The sequence below is a fragment of the Myxacorys sp. genome (assembly GCF_059501405.1).
Window position 1 is genome coordinate 1 of record NZ_JCACCM010000118.1, and the last position, 19,918, is coordinate 19,918.

The 19,918-nt window shown below is 49.2% G+C and carries 15 protein-coding genes; 12 read left to right on the forward strand and 3 right to left on the reverse strand.

What is annotated here, in order from left to right; genetic code table 11:
- Positions 1-431 precede the first annotated feature (431 nt).
- The 3 genes from AC5I6P_RS15805 to AC5I6P_RS15815 all read left to right on the forward strand — a co-directional run bounded on the left by AC5I6P_RS15805 (position 432) and on the right by AC5I6P_RS15815 (position 2,869).
- On the forward strand, positions 432-1,166 hold the full coding sequence (locus tag AC5I6P_RS15805; protein ID WP_495694735.1) for a ferritin-like domain-containing protein: 735 nt from the start codon (positions 432-434) through the stop codon (positions 1,164-1,166).
- Between the two features lie 19 nt (positions 1,167-1,185).
- Positions 1,186-2,133, forward strand: coding sequence for a ferritin-like domain-containing protein (locus AC5I6P_RS15810; RefSeq protein ID WP_495694736.1), 948 nt, complete (start codon positions 1,186-1,188; stop codon positions 2,131-2,133).
- A 115-nt stretch (positions 2,134-2,248) separates the two neighbouring features.
- Positions 2,249-2,869, forward strand: coding sequence for a 2OG-Fe(II) oxygenase (locus AC5I6P_RS15815; protein ID WP_495694737.1), 621 nt, complete (start codon positions 2,249-2,251; stop codon positions 2,867-2,869).
- Here AC5I6P_RS15815 and AC5I6P_RS15820 read toward each other — a convergent pair.
- The gene (locus tag AC5I6P_RS15820; protein ID WP_495694738.1) at positions 2,852-4,153 is read right to left on the reverse strand and encodes an O-antigen ligase family protein; all 1,302 of its coding nucleotides are present in this window, start codon (positions 4,151-4,153) and stop codon (positions 2,852-2,854) included. The two genes, AC5I6P_RS15815 and AC5I6P_RS15820, sit on opposite strands and share 18 nt — an antisense overlap.
- Before the next feature lie 22 nt (positions 4,154-4,175).
- The gene (locus tag AC5I6P_RS15825) at positions 4,176-5,060 is read right to left on the reverse strand and encodes a YaaW family protein (RefSeq protein ID WP_495694739.1); all 885 of its coding nucleotides are present in this window, start codon (positions 5,058-5,060) and stop codon (positions 4,176-4,178) included.
- 50 nt (positions 5,061-5,110) lie between these two features.
- Here AC5I6P_RS15825 and AC5I6P_RS15830 point away from each other — a divergent pair, with 50 nt between their 5' ends.
- Positions 5,111-6,151: an NAD(P)/FAD-dependent oxidoreductase gene (locus tag AC5I6P_RS15830; protein WP_495694740.1), complete on the forward strand. Its 1,041-nt coding sequence runs from the start codon at positions 5,111-5,113 to the stop codon at positions 6,149-6,151.
- Between the two features lie 205 nt (positions 6,152-6,356).
- Here the strand turns inward: AC5I6P_RS15830 and gltB are convergent, their stop codons facing one another.
- Entirely contained in the window at positions 6,357-11,033 is a 4,677-nt protein-coding gene (gene gltB, locus AC5I6P_RS15835; protein ID WP_495694741.1) for a glutamate synthase large subunit, read from the reverse strand.
- A 688-nt stretch (positions 11,034-11,721) separates the two neighbouring features.
- On the opposite strand from gltB, the gene AC5I6P_RS15840 reads away from it, so the two are divergent.
- The 8 genes from AC5I6P_RS15840 (at position 11,722) to rpsJ (ending at position 19,784) form a co-directional block, all read left to right on the forward strand.
- Positions 11,722-13,614 carry a phosphodiester glycosidase family protein gene (locus AC5I6P_RS15840; RefSeq protein WP_495694742.1) on the forward strand — a complete coding sequence of 631 codons (1,893 nt, stop codon included), beginning with the start codon at positions 11,722-11,724 and terminating at the stop codon, positions 13,612-13,614.
- A gap of 183 nt (positions 13,615-13,797) precedes the next feature.
- Entirely contained in the window at positions 13,798-14,199 is a 402-nt protein-coding gene (locus AC5I6P_RS15845) for a phosphomannose isomerase type II C-terminal cupin domain (RefSeq protein WP_495694747.1), read from the forward strand.
- Between the two features lie 161 nt (positions 14,200-14,360).
- A complete protein-coding gene (locus AC5I6P_RS15850) occupies positions 14,361-14,702 on the forward strand; it encodes a HesB/IscA family protein (RefSeq protein WP_495694743.1) in 342 nt (113 codons plus the stop codon).
- Positions 14,703-14,862: 160 nt separating this feature from the next.
- Entirely contained in the window at positions 14,863-15,243 is a 381-nt protein-coding gene (gene rpsL, locus AC5I6P_RS15855) for a 30S ribosomal protein S12 (protein WP_162422526.1), read from the forward strand.
- 166 nt (positions 15,244-15,409) lie between these two features.
- Entirely contained in the window at positions 15,410-15,880 is a 471-nt protein-coding gene (rpsG, locus tag AC5I6P_RS15860) for a 30S ribosomal protein S7 (protein WP_495694744.1), read from the forward strand.
- A gap of 67 nt (positions 15,881-15,947) precedes the next feature.
- Positions 15,948-18,071 carry an elongation factor G gene (gene fusA, locus AC5I6P_RS15865; protein WP_495694745.1) on the forward strand — a complete coding sequence of 708 codons (2,124 nt, stop codon included), beginning with the start codon at positions 15,948-15,950 and terminating at the stop codon, positions 18,069-18,071.
- A gap of 22 nt (positions 18,072-18,093) precedes the next feature.
- Positions 18,094-19,323, forward strand: coding sequence for an elongation factor Tu (tuf, locus tag AC5I6P_RS15870; RefSeq protein WP_495694746.1), 1,230 nt, complete (start codon positions 18,094-18,096; stop codon positions 19,321-19,323).
- A gap of 143 nt (positions 19,324-19,466) precedes the next feature.
- A complete protein-coding gene (gene rpsJ / locus AC5I6P_RS15875; RefSeq protein WP_162422530.1) occupies positions 19,467-19,784 on the forward strand; it encodes a 30S ribosomal protein S10 in 318 nt (105 codons plus the stop codon).
- The last annotated feature ends 134 nt before the right edge of the window (positions 19,785-19,918 follow it).

Consider the following 19,918-nt stretch of genomic DNA (forward strand, 5'->3'; position numbering starts at 1 on the left):
TCGCTTACTTCTTCAGCTTATCTTTTTCCTTTCCGGGTAACTTGCCAAGTCGTGTGTGGAACCTGCATTTCTTTATGCGCAAATCTTTGTGACAGCAGTCAAGTTCTATCTTGCTGTGAGAGGCTGCCATGTTTTAAAAGATTTTGCTTCTCTTTGGGTTCTAAATCTTTATCTTCTAATAAGTGAATCCACTGTCGTATCAGTACACGTACTAGATGAAATTGCAACGTTAGCGCAACGTTGATCGTAACTGACTCTACGACGGAGATGTTTTTGAGACTTTAACTTCTATAGCTAGAAATAGTTCAAAACATTCAACGGTAGCGCTATTCCAAAAGTGTGTACCCAGAGTTTTAGATGAGAATTCGCACGTTGAGCTAGACGATCGGGTTGCAATTTTGCCTGTGTAAACTTTCACTCGAAAATAGCTTATGACCTTTTCAGCTATGTCTTCCGCAGGGCGTGCTGCGCTCTCGCGACGCGGCCTATTGAAATGGGGTCTTTATGGCGTTGGTGCTGCTGTAATGACGACCGTTCCGAAAACAGTGATGGCTCAAGCTAGCGCTAAATCTCTCACGTTTAACGCTGATGATATTGGCATTCTTAACTTCGCGCTGTTGCTTGAGGAACTTGAAGCGGCCTTCTACCCCGCTGCTTTGAGTAGCGGCAAAATTACCAACGCCAAGGAGATTGACTATCTTCGCGCTATTGGCAATCATGAAGCCGCTCATGTCAAATTTCTACGTCAAGTTTTAGGATCAAACGCTCTGTTTCAAACCCGTGATCTAAGTCTCAACAAGGCAGGATTAGCGGCTCTGTTACGCGATCGCAGCAAGATCTTAAATACGGCTGTGACGTTAGAAGACTTGGGCGTTCATGCTTACAACGGAGCAGGCCCGAGTTTGACGAACCCAACCTATCTTTTGGCAGCAGGTTCAATTGTCTCAGTCGAAGGTCGTCATGCCGCAGGCGTGCGATCGCTGCTCAATCGTCCCACGACGGAAACCGACTCGGAGCGGCTGATTCAGGACAGCGGCCTGAACGCAGATTTGAATCCAGTCAAAGGACGAGCTTACGACGAACTCTACACGCCCAAGCAGATTGTTGCAGCAGTTGCGTCTTTCAAGATTTTAAATAACCCGATTGGCGGTGCGCTCGTTGCGTAACGAAAGGAGTAACTCACCGATGAAACCTGTTATGAACCAATTGTCGAATTTTGCAAGCTTTCAAGTATTACAGGCTGCTTTCAGTCGTTTTTGTAGTCCATGTCGTCGGGTCATCACTTCCACTCCAGCGATCGCCGTGGCGGCATTGCTTGTATTGACCTCTTTGTTTATTGCTCCAGCGATACCCGCTTATGCCCAAACGGCGACCCTAACACCAAGGCAAGTCACTGAATACGCTCTAACACTAGAAAAGCTAGAAGCCGATTTTTATCGCCGTGCCGTTGCCGCCGCTCAGACAGGTGCTTTGAGAAGTGCTCCACAAGTGGCAAAAAATGCGCTGATTTCCTATGGACAAGACGAGGCGCAGCATGTCACTGATTTATCTGCGGTGTTACGTTCTATTGGCGGCGATCCGGATGCGATCGTGCTTCCGCAAAATCCGAATTACAGCGCTATTTTAGGACGAGATCCATTTGCTAATCCAACCGATTTGTTGCTCGCAGGACAATATGTTGAAGACCTCGGCGTAGCGGCTTACAAGGGGCAAGTGCAGAATTTGGTGGCAGCAGGCGAAGCAGGTAAACCAATTCTAGCGGCTGCGTTAGCCATTCACTCAGTCGAAGCTCGCCATGCGGCAGGCATTCGGTTTCTGCGACAAACGCTACTAGCCGCAGATGAGCGTCCTTGGATTCGTAGCGCAAGTAGTGTGATTTATAACGAAAATCGATCGGCAGCAACATCATCATCGTCATCACTGAAACAGATGGGTTCTACCTCCATCATTCCGTTCAGTTCTGAAGCCTTTGATGGGTATGCAACCGAATCAGAAGTGCTGGCCTTGGTACGTCCTATTTTAACGGTGGCATCCTCTCCAACACGGCCGAATTCAACCCAGACGGAGCCAATGCCCTCGACGAGTCAGCCAATCGAGAATTCAACCTCAGATGGTATAAGAGCTTTGTGGTAGAACCAAGCTAGCTCAAGAGCGGGCTGAAAGTCTGCTCTTTAAGGTAAACAAGGATGAGCGATCAGCAAATAGAATGAGATCTAATGCTGATCGCTCATCTACTGCCTGATTCGTTTTGAAGTACTACCGCCAACACCTTGATGCTTTCCCGCTTTCCTACCTCAACGACTTGCGGGGCGAGATTCTGGCGAGTTCTTATCTCGCGGTGAATAATCTTAACCGTGATTTTGTTGGGACTCAAGGATTTTCAGTCGTATTTCAACGGTTAGGACTAGAGACCGTAAAGCAGAAATTTCCCTTCTTCAAGCCTTATTTGGACCTAGTCCTTCAGCCGACATGCAACGCGTTTTACCTGAATCCGCTCTTGCTTCGAGAAGGCTCTCGGGTCGATCCACATATCGATCGCTCCCTAAGGTCATACTGCAAGACGATTGACCCACCTACGATCGTCAGTGTTCTCTATGTTCAGCTGCCGAAGGCATTGCAAGGCGGAGAACTGGTTTTACGCAATCACAAACAGCAGGTGGGACAGATTAAACCACAGGTCAACATGGTGGTTCACTTTCAAGGTGATTTAACCCATTCCGTCAATACTCTCAAAGTGCCTGATACTCGATTGAGTTTAGTCTGCGAACAGTACAGTCTGAGCGATGCTGAACTACAAGACATCCCAGAATTTACAGTAGAGTCTAGAGCCACAGCGTCAAAACGCGCTAAATCAGGTAGACAGACTTGAGGGCTGACGGCTAATTCCCCAAATTCCGGCCAGGAGAACCCACCCCATCAGGTTAATTCGAGCATCAAACAAGGTGATATCTAGCAAGCAGAATAGAGTGCAGGCGAAAAAAGCGGTGAGGAACGTGAAGTAGAGCCGTCGCTCCTCTGGACCTTGGCGAAGCCGATCGTTCCTGCTTTGAGCGAATCCACGGCGCATGAATAAGACTCCCTGAGCCATAATCCAGCCAACGAGTCCGTAGAGCAGTAAGGCTCCAGGAAACCCGGTTTCGGCGGCCATCATCAGAAACAGGTTATGGGGATGCCCTAGCCAATAGTGCATTTGCGACTCGTAGAGAGGGCTAAAACTCCGCAGTCCCCATCCGGTGAGTGGATGCTGCTCTGCTAGTGACCAAGCAAACTTCCACTGCGTCGATCGCAGTTGAGCAACGGGGCGATCGCTGTACAGTTGATCATTCAATCTCGCCCAAAAAAAACGGGGAACAACCGTCCGAAATCCTGTTGCTAAAGGGTCTGGAGCAAAGGCAGCACCAAGCATAGCTCCTGCGATCGCGCTGACCACTCCAACGACCCAATACCATTTTTGATACACCGCAAACGCGAGACAGGCCAGGAGTGCGATCGCCCATGCATTTCTGGAATTGGTGAGAATCAGCGCGATCGCATCGGTCAACACGATACTCGCTAACAAATAGTGTTGCTTAGAAGCCACACGTTTGCTAATCGCTTCAATCCACAGTCCCAGTCCCAGCACAAACACAATTACGTAGTAACTGGCAAGGACATTTGCATAGGCAAAGACGGATGCCATTCGTCCCGGAGGCGTTCCTTGGGGATCAATCGTCCATTCGACCAACCCGTACAACACCGATGGATTGCCGCCCCAATGCAAAAACAATTGAGCAAACCCAATCAGACTGACTGGAATCGAGGTGAGCAGTAAAATCCAGGCAATTCGACGCAGTTGATCTAGCGTCTGAATCAGATAGCTCAGGGCTGCAAAGACGACAAAGAATGGCAGAAAATTGAATATTCCTAAAAAAGCATCTGTGCGATTGCTGGCAAAACCAGCGGAAATCACCAGCCAAAGGCTTAAAATTGCGAATCCTCGATTTACGGGCTGACGGCTCAGCGTTTTATACTGCTTCTGCCAAATCACAAAAGACAGGACAAGCAACAATACGCCGCCCAGAAACGAACTGAACGGCAGCAGAAACAAGCCAATCTGAGCTGCATTCCACTGCCTGCGAAGCGTTGGCTCGGGATGAAGCTGAAAAATTTTCAAATCAGGAGACCTGAATAGCGGCTTAAACGGCTCCAAAACACTCCGATCGCGTCAGTCGAATCTGTGCCAGCGCAAAAATAGTCGGAATCACGCGACCATAATTAGTTGCGATCGCCCGCCAGCCTAAATCGGCTAAAAACCACATCCACAGCGCAGACCCCACAAACGCCATTGCCGCGCGAGTAGCTCCATATCTTGCAGTTGCGCCAGCCATACCCCGCCGCGCCATCTGAAGCGCCACATAGTGTTGAACCTGCCCAGCAGCGACTATCGTGCCTTGTGCGATCGCTTGTTGCGCCAACTGATACTGAGCAAAGTGGATCGCAAACTGTCGCGCAATCAATTGCAGCAACATCGGCTGAACAACCGAATTTACGGCTAAAGCGCTTCCTCCCTTCAAGACCAACGCCATCGGATCTTTCTGAAGCAGTAGGGGCAACTGTTGCACAAAAGTGGATTGAGAGAGAGACTGCTGAACCTGCCGCGACAGGGCGACCTGTTCAGACGCGGGCAATTGCTTCCAGGCTCGATGTAGCAGATGCAAGAAAATTTCTGCTTCAATATCGGTAGTCACCATCGAGTTCATGTAGGGCAGCTTCAAATAGCGACAAACTTGAATTAGGATTTGGCGATAGGTCACGTGTCCGGTTTGACGGCGTAGAACAGTCATGCCATCTGCCGCAAGAAAACGGAACCGATCGTCGATCGTATCTAACCAGTCCTCTCGGTGTTGGCTCTGCACGTCTAGAGGATGAGGCGTGTTAACGTAATCCAAAGGATTAAATTTGGGGCGAAACAGAATATCGGTTAATTCTTGCAACTCGTCGTCTGTTGCCAGTTCTAAAGCGTCTCTAAACTCATCCACTGCTAGACTTCCTCCAAATGCAGCGTGCGGGCAGTCCTTCATATTCTACACTCCACACTCAAACCTTGTGATTAGGATTGCGGTTGACCTTCATGGCAGATTCTTCGGCTGATATTGCGATCGTCGGTGCAGGTATGGCGGGCTTGACCTGCGCCCAACGGCTACACCGAGTAGGGCATCGTGTTGTGGTTATTGAGAAGTCGCGAGGGCTGGGCGGACGCATGGCAACTCGGCGACTCCACGGCACTCATGCGGATCATGGCGTTTGCTATCTCAAACCAAAAGATTCGTCGTTTAAAGCATTGCTTGAGAGTTTGGTAGGCCGAGGCACACTGAGAACCTGGACAGAAACGATTCACGAACTGGATGGTCAGGGAGAACTTCGAGCCCCGACGGAGCGATCGCCTCGATATGCATCCCCGACTGGCATTAGCGCGATCGCACGTGCGATCACGACCGATCTCAACATCCGGTTGAATCAGCGCGTCATCTCGATCGAGGCAACTAAGAACGGGTGGCGGTTGCGTTGTGAAGAAACCGCGATCGCGCAAGCTCCTGACATAACGGCGAGATTGTTAGTGATGGCAATTCCAGCCCCTCAAGCGGTGATGTTGCTGGAGGGATTGGAGTTAGACGAGCGCTATTTGAAGGCGTTGAAATCGGTCGAGTTTGCGCCATCAATTAGCGCGATCGCGCTCTATCCTCAAAGTCGTCAATCGGACGCTGAAGCATTGCCGTTTCAGGGCATTACTTGTCCTCTAGATTCAGATTTAAGCTGGATTGGATTTGATAGCTCAAAACAGCAGCACCCAGTGCAGCCTGTGTTTGTAATTCAAAGCAGCGCCGCCTTCGCTCATCAATTTTTTGAGGCTCCTGATCTTCAAGCCGTGGGCAAACAGTTGCTGATTCAAGCAGCTCAAGCCACTGTTCCTTGGCTGACCGAACCCGAAGTGTTGCAAGTTCATCGCTGGCGATATGCTTTCCCAGTCACACCACTCGCTCAGCCTTATCTCGCCGCTCAGACCGATTCGCCCTTAGTCTGCACGGGCGACTGGTGTGGCGGAAATCGAGTCGAAAGCGCTTTTCGGTCGGGAGCGGCAACCGCAGAATGGGTTTGCGATCAGTTGAGGTGATTAGGTCAGGGGTAGAGCAGTGATAAGAATCGAAGAGTTATTCTTGAGTAGTTTTTAAGAAAGCAGGGACGCAATGAGTGTTCCTGCTTTCATTTAGTAGGTTGTAGACCTGTTAGTGAGCTTCGATGCTGTGGAACAAGGGCGATACGATCGTTACACCTCAGATCTACAACCCTACTGTTTCATGCTTTCTACAGGCTGCAAGTTACACGGAGATTGCAACTTTAACCGCATCTGGATTGGCTTCTGGCGTATCTTTTTCAGACGGTGGCACGACCTGCCAGAACTTCGACAAATACTCCGACCAGTCCGCTAAAATGGCTTTCGCCTTCGGGCTACCTGTACGATCGCTGTGCGCTTGGATCAATTCCTTTAACTGTTGCTCACCCGCAGGCGTGCTCACCCGTTGCACCTTCACAATTTCAGGATTCACTTTTGCTTGGAAGGTATTATTTTCATCCAAGAAGTAAGCGAGTCCGCCCGTCATGCCTGCGCCCACGTTGCGACCCGACCGACCCAGAACCACTACGACACCGCCCGTCATATATTCGCAGCAGTGATCGCCCACACCCTCGACAACCGCTTCAGCTAGGGAATTGCGAACGGCAAATCGTTCCCCCGCTTGACCATTCGCGAAAAGACGACCTCCGGTAGCGCCATATAAGCAAGTATTGCCGATGATCACATTTCGAAAGGCATCATAGGTTACATCGATAGGCGGTTTGATCGCAATTTCGCCGCCGTGCATCCCTTTCCCCACATAATCGTTGGCTTCACCGACCAAGTTGAGCGTCATACAAGGTAAGTTAAATGCGCCAAAGCTTTGACCGACACTGCCTGTGTAGTTCAGCGTCACCTGACCGCCGAAACCAGAGTTGCCGTATTTCGCCGCGATCGCACCTGCTACTCGTGTCGCCACTGTCCGGTCTGTATTCACCACCACCACGTCTTTGGTCAAATTAGATTGATTGGCGATCGCCGATTGAACCTCGGCATCTGCCAGCAGATCATCATCGACCACATGACCATTACTGTGAACGGTTTCATGCTGAAGCCAACTGCGATCGTTGCGAGTATCAGGTAGCTGAGTCAGACAATCTAAATTCAACGTCTTGGTTTTAGTCAGTTCCACGCCTTCCCGCATTTTGAGCAGGTCAGCGCGTCCAATTAGGTCACCCAGGGATTGATATCCGAGTCGAGCTAATAGCGATCGCACTTCTTCGGCAATGAATAAGAAGAAGTTCACCACATGTTCTGGAGTGCCAGGGAAGCGCTTCCGCAGTTCTTCTTTCTGGCTAGCAACTCCGACTGGGCAGTTGTTGGTGTGACAAATTCGAGCCATGATACAGCCTTCAGCAATCATAGCGATCGAGCCGAAGCCGTACTCTTCACCGCCCATGAGCGCCGCCATGATGATGTCCCAGCCGGTTTTGATGCCGCCATCGACGCGCAGCACGACGCGATCGCGCAATTGATTTTCCATCAGCACCCGATGCACCTCGGTTAGACCCAGTTCCCAAGGGCTACCCGCATGTTTGATCGAGCTCAGCGGAGACGCACCCGTGCCGCCATCGTGTCCAGAAATTTGAATAATATCGGCATTTGCTTTCGCAACGCCTGCTGCGATCGTGCCAATTCCCACTTCTGCCACCAATTTCACCGAGACCTGCGCCTTGGGATTAATTTGATGCAGATCGAAAATCAGTTGAGACAGATCTTCGATGGAATAGATGTCGTGGTGCGGCGGTGGTGAAATCAGCGTCACTCCAGGCTTCGAGCGGCGCAACATGGCAATGTAAGGACTCACTTTTGGTCCTGGTAACTGACCGCCTTCACCCGGTTTTGCCCCTTGAGCGATCTTAATTTCAATTTGCTTAGCGCTCATCAGATATTCTGGCGTCACGCCAAATCGTCCAGACGCAACTTGTTTAATCGATGAATTGGCCGTGTCTCCGTTCTGCAAGCCTTTGAGATGCGGCAGGACAGGCGAAAGTCCTTGCTCTACATCGTTTAGCACCTTGAAACGAACGGGATCTTCGCCGCCCTCACCCGAATTCGATTTACCGTTTAGCCGATTCATCGCGATCGCTAGCACTTCATGAGCTTCACGAGACAGCGCTCCGAGCGACATTCCTCCAGTACAGAACCGCTTCACAATTTCTGTGGCAGATTCTACTTCGTCAATGGAGATTGAGGGGCGATCGCTCTTGAAGTCAAGCAAATCACGCAATGCCGTTAGCGGGCGATTAGCTAAATGACGCTGATACAGATCGTAATGATCGAAGCTCTTGGTCTCCACCGCTTTGTGCAAGTGCTTTGCGAGTTCTGGACTATTCATGTGGTACTCGCCTCCCGGACGGTACTGCACAAATCCAAAGTTCTCTAGTTTCTTCGTGGTCAGTTCTGGAAAGGCACGACTGTGGAACGACAAAACTTCTTGTGCCAGATCATTCACGCTCAGCCCGCCTAAGCGAGATGCGGTGCCACAAAATCCCATGTTCAACAGATCGCCGCCAATGCCGATCGCTTCAAAAATTTGTGCACCCTGATAGCTCGACAGCAGCGAAATTCCCATCTTCGAGAGAATCTTGAGCAATCCATCTTCAACCGCTTTGCGATAATTTGCCTGCACTGCTGTTAAGCTTGCTGCTTTAATTTTGCCGCGCTCCATCATCGTCTGCGTTTTCGGATCTGACCACCACGATCGCACACTTTCTAGCGCCAGATACGGACACACAGCACTTGCACCATAGCCGACGAGACACGCAAAATGATGGGTACTCCAAGCTTGAGCCGTATCAGCGACCAGCGACACTTTCATTCGGAGTCCCTGACGGATCAGATGATGGTGGACTGCACCTACGGCGAGCAAAGGTGGAATGTAGCTCTGCTCAGCCGTCAAACGAGCCGAGTTGCCGTTTTTATCTAAGCGATCGCTGAGAATCAAAATCTTCTGACCCGTCCGAACTGCTTCAGCCGCGCTCTGACACAATTGAGTTACAGCACGTCTCAGTCCTTCCGGCCCTTCTGCCACTTCAAATAGCGTTGATAAACTAGTCGTCTCAAATCCCGATTGCCGAATTTGATCTAGTTCAGGCTCACTCAGCACCGGAGATTCCAGCAGCAGCAAATTGGCATATTCTGGCTTTGCATCTAGCATGTTGCCGCGTCCGCCGAGCTGCATCGTCAGAGACATCACCAGCTTTTCGCGCAACGGATCGATCGCCGGATTCGTCACCTGTGCAAACCGTTGCTTAAAGTAGTCATAGAGGACGTGAGGACGTTCGGACAAAACAGCAAGAGGAATATCATCCCCCATACAAAACGTCGGCTCTTTTCCTTGTGCCGCCATTTCCTGAATCGTCATCTCCACATCTTCCGAGCTATAGCCAAACGCGGTTTGCGCCGTCAACAGCGCTTGAGTTTTAGCTTCTGCGGTGTCAATAAAGGTTTGAGATTGCAGCGATCGCCGATTTTGGCGCACCCAGTCTCCGTAGGGATGAACTGCCGCGACCCGCTTTTTCAGATCCCAATTTTTCAAAATCTCGCGAGACTCTAGATCAAACGCGATCGTCTGACCGGGACCGAGCCGCCCTTTCTCAACAATCTCAGCTTCTGGCAACTGAACGACACCCGCTTCAGACGCAACAACAAGATAGCCATCGCGAGTAATGCTGTAGCGGGCAGGACGCAACCCATTGCGATCGAGGCTTGCTCCAACTCGCTTGCCATCACTAAACACCAGTAGCGCCGGACCATCCCACGGTTCTTGAATGCCACTGTAATATTCGTAGAAATCCACGATTTCAGGATGCTCTAGCAAATCAGGCTGATTTTTATACGCCTCTGGAACCATGATCATCAGCGCTTCCATCGGAGTCCGTCCTGATCGCACCAGCAATTCTAAAACGTTATCCAAGCTGGCAGAATCGCTGTTCTCTGGATTGACGGTCGGCTTCAATGCCTCGATTTTTTCACCCCAGCAAGGATGCGCCAAATCTTCTTGTCGTGCCAACATCCAGTTGACGTTACCCAACTGAGTATTGATTTCACCATTGTGTCCGAGCAATCGCATTGGCTGAGCGAGCGGCCATTTCGGTAACGTATTGGTGCTAAATCGGCGGTGATAGACAGCAAATGCACTTTGATAAGCAGGATTTTGAAAGTCCTGATAAAATTCACCCAAGACTTCTCCCCGCACCATGCCTTTGTAGACGATCGTGCGACTAGAAAACGAGCAAACGTAGAACTCTTCCAGTCCAGAATTTGAGTCTGCCGCTTCTTTCGCGATGGCGTTTTCAATGCGCTTGCGAATCAAATACAGCTTCCCTTCTAAGTCATCCCCCCGAAGCTGATCTGACTGAACCAGAATCTGCTCGATCTGAGGCTGGTTCTCACGGGCTTGAACGCCTAATACATCGGGATTAACCGGAAGTACTCGCCACCCTAAAACCGATAATCCTTCCTCAGTGACAACTTGTTCCACCACCTGACGAGACAGTGCCGCGGTTCCTACGGAGTTGCGCTCTGCCCCAATCGCGTCAACCCGAGGCAAAAACATCATGCCTACACCCACGCCCTCAGACGGCAACGATATCCCTGTCGAGGTCGCCCATTCATTCAGAATCGCCCAAGGAATTGCCGTCATCACTCCTGCGCCATCTCCAGAATCGCGATCGGCGCTACATCCCCCCCGATGCTCCATACAAGAAAGCGCAGTCAGCGACTTCAACACCAGATCGTGGCTTTCTCGTCCCTGCTGATCCGCAATAAAGCCCACACCGCAGGCATCCCGCTCTTCCACAAGCCACCGCTGACCTGCATATGTCGAGTTTTGGTGATCCTGCGATTGATTCTCAGATGTTGCACTTACGTTAGTCATGGGATGGTTCATTCCACTCATTTCAATGAAAAAAGATGTAGTTGATGGCTAGGGACGGGGAAGGCGCTCACGCTGGTAGCAACGTAAACGATTAGGTTAAGGGCTGATTTCGTCAGAAACTTTATATGAAGAGAATGCCGATCAAGATCACGTAGATCCAACAATCGAGTAAAAAAAACTGCTAGTCAAGCCCTACTATTCATACACTTGGCAACGAAGAGACATTTAGTTCATCGAATCTTCAGTATCACACCGCTTAGGCAATTCAGGTTTCCTGCTAAGGCTGCGCTTAGAATTTAGTAGCTCTATCAAATCCATGTTAGAAATGCCCTCAATCCCCTAAAATTTGCCAAGCGTTCTTGTAAAGCTGCACTTGAGGTAATCGTAACCGTCAAAACTCAATGGAGCAGCAGTAGATCAGGGAGAGGAGTATCCTTCAGGCAACTTCGCCGACTTTTTATAAAGGTTGAGTTAAGAATATTATAAAAAATTTATTGGCATAGCAATCCCCATCTGCCAACAAGCATGTAACGCTATCTTGACAATCTCTGTCGTGGTTTAGAGATTTGGAACAATCAACGCTTCATGGCCCTTTGAAGAAACCGTCGCGTTGGAACTCTTTGCCGTATCGATTCGACAGCACTAACAATCTGTAACTTCAAGTACAATACGCGGCGGCGATCGTTGAATGAGTTTCGAGGCTTTAGAAAACGTTGTGGTTAAGATTGACATTCTCAAACAGATTCGGTTGAACCCTCTCAAATCCTTGATTCTAGGGAAAACATTCCCCTCAAAGGTGGCGCTCTTGATGCTCGGCACGCTGCTTATTCCACTCCCCGGTCGAGCAGATTCTCCTGGCTCTACTCCTCAACCAACGTTAAGCCCAAGACCTCTGCCAAAGCGTTCGGTTTCTACTCCTCTCTCTACTTCTACTCCCCTTTCTACACCGTTTGGCAACCGTCAAATTGTTCTCAATGGTCAACCGTTTTATGGAGCCTGGACTCAGTGGCAAGCTGGCAGTAGTTCTCGCATTGGCATCAGTGATGCTGCCTTGACTCAGCGTTTTGGAGTTCAGCTTCTTAGCACAACGAATGTGAGCCAGCAGCCAATTCAGTGGTTCTCAGATGCAACAACTCTTCCGACGCGTGCCGATTCAACCTCTCGCTACCTTGACATCACAGAGCTTGCTCAGAAAAATGGCTGGCAGTTGCAGGCTGATGGCGATCGCTTAAACATCGCAACTCAACCTGCGAAGGTTTTAGCCATTCGTCAAGAGCAGCAGCCCTGGGGCGATCGCATTACAATCGATCTCGATCGATCGGCTCCTTGGCAAGTCGATCCCCAAAGTCTCGAATTTCTACTGACTCTAAATGCTCAACTTGGCTTTGCTCCTCCTCAAGTCTTTAAGTCAAGTCCTGCTAACAAAATCCGAACGCTAAAAATCGAAACATCACCGGCTCAAACTCGCTTGAGAATTGGTATTCCCTGGCGCGTACGTCCACAAATCACTACTCAAGCTAATCGCATCATTATCGATGTCGGGACTCCTTACCTAGCTGCAAAGGACATCGCCTGGCTACCCGGAGTGCGATGGCGGCAGCAGTACATTGCGGTTGGAAATGCCCAGTTCCCCACCGTTTGGTTAGAAGTCAATCCTAAGCAGCCCCAGTTGAGCTTTCGTCCAGTGCTGTCCAACGCAGATAGAGTTCCAGGGACTGCACCGTTGTTGCGAACGGCTCAGCAGACAGGCACGATCGCAGCAATCAACGGGGGCTTCTTTAATCGCATCAATCAGCTTCCACTCGGAGCCATTCGCCTCAATAATCAGTGGCTATCTAGCCCAATTCTGAGCCGTGGCGTCGTTGCTTGGAACACCGATGGCAAGTTAAGGGTCGATCGATTGGTGCTGCAAGAAACCGCGATCGTCTCTAACCAGCGCTTTCCCTTAACAACTCTTAACAGTGGTTATGTTCAAGCTGGAATTGCCCGTTATACTCCCGCATGGGGCACTTCTTACACCACCCTCTCAGACAACGAAATCTTAGTTCCTGTTCAGAATAATCAAGTTATTGAGCAAACCACTGTAGAAAAAGCTGGAAGTCCGGCTTCAATTCCCTCAAACGGATATTTACTTGTGCTGCGGTCAAATCGAAGTGCCACCAGTTCTTTTCCAGTAGGTGCGCCTGTTCAACTTGAAGTGAGTCTGACGCCTCCCGATTTAGCCAACTACGCAACTATCCTTGGCGCAGGGCCTCTACTCCTCCAAAATGGGCAGACTGTATTAGATGCCACAGCAGAACGATTTAGTAAAGCTTTTATTGAAGAGAAAGCAGCCCGCAGTGCGATCGGACAAACGCTCGATGGCACAATTCTGATTGTTGCCATTCAAGATCGAATCGACGGAGTCGGCCCAACGCTAGGCGACACTGCCAATATCATGAAGCAGCTTGGCGCGACCAACGCCCTGAATCTAGACGGCGGAAGCTCGACAACACTGTATCTGGGTGGTCAGATCCTTGACCGTCCTCCCCAATCAGCTGCTCGTGTCCACAATGGCATCGGCATCTTTTACCAGCCCTAATCTCTTTGACACATGAGAATAAAGCCGATTTGAAGCTCAATAAAGACTTGGTAAAATTCTTCTAAACTGTCCAATTTCCAGTGGTGCCCATCAAAAGCGTTTGCTAGTCTTGATGGGTGGAAAAACGAATCCAACATGAACCCGAATATAGGGAGGAGAGGAACGGTGGTACAAGTTAAAGAAATGGCGCAAGCTCCTACATTGACGCTATCTCCGTCTACAGTGAAAGGCGCAAGTGCAACAGAACTGCGTCCTTGGGGTTCATTTACAATTCTAGAAGAAGGACGAGGATACAAAATCAAGCGAATTGATGTAAAACCTGGACATCGCCTTAGCCTTCAAATGCATCACCACCGCAGTGAACATTGGATTGTAGTCTCAGGAACTGCCAAAGTCGTCTGCGGTGATGCAGAACTTACGCTTGGCAGCAATCAATCAACTTATGTGCCTCAATGCACTGCCCACCGGCTAGAAAATCCTGGAGTTATTCCTCTCGTTCTCATTGAAGTTCAGAATGGCGAATATCTTGGCGAAGACGATATTGTCCGGTTCCAAGACGATTACTCCCGCGCTAGTAAGCCGTAGTTAAGCACAGTTCAATACTTTAGTATTTCTTTTCTTTAGATATTTCTTTGAAGAGGCAATCAAAATTTTGACTGCCTCTTCTTGGTTTTTAGTCTACTTCTTGATTTGAAGTCTTAAGAGCGATCGCACCAAGATAGGATTAGAGCCTAGAAGCACTACTGATGGTTATCATGATTCAGATCAGCGATTCTGCACGTGAGGAGATCATTCGCTTACAAGCTAAACAATCTGCTCCAGACGCCTTTCTTCGCCTCAAAGTTAAAACCGGGGGCTGCTCCGGACTGCTCTACGTTACCGAATTTGACCGTAATCTTCAACCTCAGGACCAGGTGCATCACTATCAGGGCATTAATATTGCGATCGATGCTCAGAGCGTAGAATATCTCAACGGGTTGGCTCTTGATTTCTCTGAGGACCTGATGGGTGGCAGTTTTCGCTTTCATAATCCCAAAGCAACAAAAATCTGTGGCTGTGGTGTCTCATTTGCAGTAACAGAGAGCTAGAATAGGGAATCTACTGTCTTAATCTGAACGCAACGCAATTCTAAATTGAATTTAACTGAATAAAAACACTTGAGAAAAGTGTTTGACAGTTGCGCTGCCAGGTTGATATGGTTAGTATTTGTTAAAAGTTGGAACAGGTAAAAACTGCGTACTCCATAACATGCCCACTATCCAGCAACTCATCCGTGACGAGCGCTTCAATGCTCGTAAGAAAACCAAATCTCCGGCTCTCAAGAGTTGCCCTCAACGTCGTGGCGTTTGCACAAGGGTTTACACGACAACTCCGAAAAAGCCTAACTCGGCGCTGCGTAAAGTTGCACGGGTTCGCCTGACCTCCGGTTTTGAAGTAACTGCTTACATCCCTGGCATTGGGCACAACTTGCAAGAGCACTCTGTAGTCATGATTCGCGGCGGTCGTGTGAAGGATCTGCCTGGCGTTCGTTACCATATTATTCGCGGTACGCTCGATACGGCTGGAGTGAAAGACCGCAAGCAAGGTCGTTCTAAGTACGGCGCAAAGCGTCCAAAAGCGGCATCGTAGTTTGAATCGTGCTAGTACCGATTGTTAAACAGAAACCTCTAAATTTGGATTATCCAAGTATGGGGTCTGTTTACTGGCGATTATCTAGAACTCGAAAGTGATTCTAAGATTGCTAATTGAAACCTCTTAACTAATTGTTCAATTTCTCTTGAAGTGAAGGCTCACTATGTCTCGTCGCGTCGTCATCAAAAAGCGTCCTATCCCCGCAGATCCAGTTCATAACTCCCGTCTCGTCACAATGATGGTTCGGAGAATTATGAAGAGTGGCAAAAAGTCCTTGGCGTCTCACATTGTCTACGATGCTTTCGAGACAATCAAAGAACGTACCGGAACTGAACCGTTGGAAGTGTTTGAGCGGGCAGTAAGAAACGCAACCCCCCTAGTTGAGGTGAAGGCGCGTCGGGTAGGTGGTGCAACTTATCAGGTCCCGATGGAAGTGCGAACCGATCGCGGTACTGCATTAGCATTGCGGTGGTTGATTCAATATGCAAGGGCGCGTTCAGGCAAATCGATGGCAACCCGATTGGCGAGCGAACTAATGGACGCAGCAAATGAAACTGGAAGCGCAATCCGCAAGCGCGAAGAAACGCACCGAATGGCAGAGGCAAACAAAGCCTTCGCACACTATCGGTATTAAAAAGTATAGAATCTTAATAGAACGGTAGTGTGATTTTGACTATGCAACAGATGCTAAGGAGGTAGCTGTGGCTCGTACCGTCCCGCTCGAAAGAGTACGGAATATCGGAATTGCTGCGCATATTGATGCGGGTAAGACAACAACAACAGAACGGATTTTATTTTATTCCGGCATCGTCCATAAGATTGGTGAGGTCCATGAAGGTACTGCCACGACAGACTGGATGGAGCAGGAGCGGGAGCGGGGAATTACCATTACTGCTGCTGCCATTAGCACCCAGTGGACACGTCGTGATTCGGAAAAGCCGACTCAAGTTGGAGAAGGCGAACTAGAACACAAGATCAACATCATTGACACTCCTGGACACGTAGACTTCACGATTGAAGTGGAGCGTTCCATGCGGGTACTGGATGGCGTGATCACTGTGTTCTGCTCCGTTGGAGGTGTGCAGCCTCAATCTGAAACCGTGTGGAAGCAGGCGAATCGGTACAATGTGCCTCGCCTTGTGTTTGTGAACAAGATGGATCGGACCGGAGCTGACTTTTATAAAGTCTATGGGCAGGTGCGCGATCGCTTACAGGCAAACGCAGTTCCCATTCAAATTCCAATCGGTGCTGAAGATCAGTTCAAAGGCATCGTTGATTTGGTGCGGATGAAAGCTTATATCCACAAAGACGACCTAGGGCGTGAGATCGAAGTTACGGATATTCCCGCTGACTTGAAAGATAGAGCAGAAGAATTCCGCGTCAAGTTGATTGAAGCTGTGGCGGAAACCAGCGAAGACTTGATGGAGAAATACTTTGGTGGAGAAGAGTTCACCGAAGCCGAAATCAAAGCTGCGCTTCGTAAAGGCGTTATTGACAACACAATCATTCCGATGCTGTGTGGTTCTGCCTTTAAGAACAAAGGCGTTCAGCAGATGCTCGATGCCGTGATCGATTACCTGCCTGCTCCGATCGATGTGAAGCCTATTCAAGGTATCCTGCCATCGGGCGAAACGGCTGAGCGTCCACCTAAAGATGATGCTCCGTTTGCAGCCTTAGCCTTCAAGGTGATGACCGATAAGTTTGTAGGCCGTCTCACCTTCGTGCGAGTTTATTCTGGTGTGCTCGCTAAAGGGAGTTATATCTACAACTCTACAAAGGGTAAGAAAGAGCGCGTTTCTCGTTTAATCGTCTTGAAAGCAGATGAGAGGATCGACGTAGATGAGTTGCGGGCAGGTGACCTAGGCGCGATTCCTGGTTTATCTGATACCTTGACGGGCGATACTCTCTGCCCCGAAAACGACAGCATCATTCTTGAGTCATTGTTTATTCCTGAACCCGTAATTTCTGTGGCGGTAGAGCCAAAAACGAAAGGTGACATGGAAAAACTCTCTAAGGCACTCAAAGCTTTATCTGAAGAGGATCCAACTTTCCGCGTCAACATTGATCAGGAAACGAATCAAACTGTTATCGCGGGTATGGGTGAACTTCACCTAGAAATCCTTGTAGACAGAATGCTACGGGAGTTTAAGGTTGAGGCAAACGTGGGTGCACCTCAAGTTGCTTACCGAGAAACCATTCGTCAGCCAGTTAAGGCAGAGGGTAGATTCGTTCGCCAAAGTGGTGGTAAAGGCCAGTATGGTCACGTTGTGATTCAAGTTGAGCCTGGTGAAACAGGTAGCGGTTTTGAGTTTGTCTCTAAAATCGTTGGTGGCTCGGTTCCCAAAGAGTATATTGGTCCGGCGGAAGCAGGAATGCGTGAAGCGTGTGAGTCTGGCATCATTGCTGGATACCCGCTCATTGACATCAAAGCCACCTTAGTTGATGGCTCTTATCACGACGTAGACTCCAACGAAATGGCATTTAAAATTGCTGGATCAATGGCAATCAAAAATGGCGTTATGAAAGCTTCGCCTGTGCTGCTCGAACCGATGATGAAGGTCGAGGTTGAAGCACCAGAAGACTTCCTTGGAACTGTTATGGGCAACCTCATCTCCCGAAGAGGTCAGATTGAAGCTCAGGGCGTAGAGCGAGGTATTGCTAAAGTAACGACCAAGGTTCCGTTGGCAGAGATGTTCGGATATGCTACGGATATTCGGTCAATGACTCAGGGACGAGGAACTTTCACAATGGAATTTAGCCATTATGATGAAGTACCTCGTAACGTTGCTGAGACGATCATTGCAAAAAACAAAGGGAACGCTTAATCAGGAAGAGGAACTGTAACTCATGGCACGCGCAAAGTTTGAACGGACTAAACCCCACGTTAATATTGGAACCATCGGTCACGTTGACCACGGTAAGACTACGCTAACGGCGGCGATCACGATGACCCTCTCTGCTTTGGGTCAAGCAGCAGCCCGGAAATACGAAGATATCGATGCCGCTCCTGAGGAGAAGGCGCGCGGTATCACCATCAACACGGCTCACGTGGAGTACGAAACCGAGGCTCGTCACTATGCTCACGTGGACTGCCCGGGTCACGCAGACTATGTGAAAAATATGATCACTGGAGCCGCTCAGATGGACGGCGCAATTCTTGTGGTGTCTGCGGCAGATGGTCCAATGCCGCAAACCCGCGAACATATTCTATTGGCTCGTCAAGTCGGCGTTCCTCGTCTGGTGGTTTTCTTGAACAAGAAAGACATGGTAGATGACGAAGAGCTACTGGAACTCGTCGAACTTGAAGTTCGTGAACTGTTAAGTTCTTACGAATTTCCTGGTGACGATATTCCGATTACTGCTGGTTCTGCGTTACAAGCTGTAGAGACCATGACGGCTAACCCAAAGACCAAAAAGGGTGAAAATGAGTGGGTTGATGGCATCTATGCGCTAATGGATTCTGTGGATGATTACATCCCAACTCCTGAGCGCGATGTGGATAAGCCATTCTTGATGGCGGTAGAGGATGTCTTCTCGATTACAGGTCGTGGTACAGTTGCGACGGGTCGTATTGAGCGTGGTACGGTTAAGGTGCAAGATGAAGTTGAACTCGTTGGCATCAGAAAAACCCAGAAGACGACTGTAACGGGTATCGAGATGTTCAAGAAGAGTCTCGATCAAGGTATGGCAGGTGATAACGCGGGCATTTTGCTCCGGGGTCTCAAAAAAGAAGATATCGAGCGTGGCATGGTGCTTGCTAAGCCTGGTTCGATCACACCTCATACCAAGTTTGAGTCTGAGGTGTATATTCTGAAGAAGGAAGAAGGTGGACGTCATACTCCGTTCTTCCCAGGATACCGCCCTCAGTTCTACGTGCGGACAACTGACGTAACGGGGACAATCAGCGATTTCACCTCGGACGATGGCGGCAAGGCAGAAATGGTAATGCCTGGCGATCGCATCAAGATGACAGTGGAACTAATCAACCCGATCGCGATTGAGCAGGGAATGCGCTTTGCAATCCGCGAAGGGGGCCGCACCGTTGGTGCAGGTGTCGTCGCAAAGATCTTGAAGTAGTGATACATCCCTAGCTTGAAGCTATCAGTGGCCAACCTATTTTGGCCGCTGATAGCTTTTTATGAGTGTTATATGTACATAGCAACGCTCTACCAAGCAGTGTTATGTAAGTTTGAACCACGAAAATTTGAGTATTAATTCCAATGGCAACTATTCAGCAGCAAAAGATTCGAATTCGTCTGAAAGCATTTGATCGCCGCCTCCTTGATACATCTTGCGAAAAGATTGTAGACACTGCAAATCGTACTAATGCAACTGCGATCGGTCCAATTCCACTTCCAACCCGTCGTCGAATTTATTGTGTTCTGCGATCTCCCCACGTCGATAAAGATTCGCGGGAACACTTCGAGACGCGCACTCACAAGCGGATTATTGATATTTATCAGCCGTCTTCAAAAACGATTGATGCGTTGATGAAGCTTGATTTGCCTGCGGGGGTTGATATTGAAGTCAAGCTGTAAGCTTGTTCAATGTTCGATATTAGAAGGATGTATGGAGGTTTTATCACTCTGTGCATCCTTTCAATCTTTTGAGAGAAAGTTTGGCGTTGCTGAATGAGAAGATGAATTAGCATGGAATCGGCACATCTCGAAAT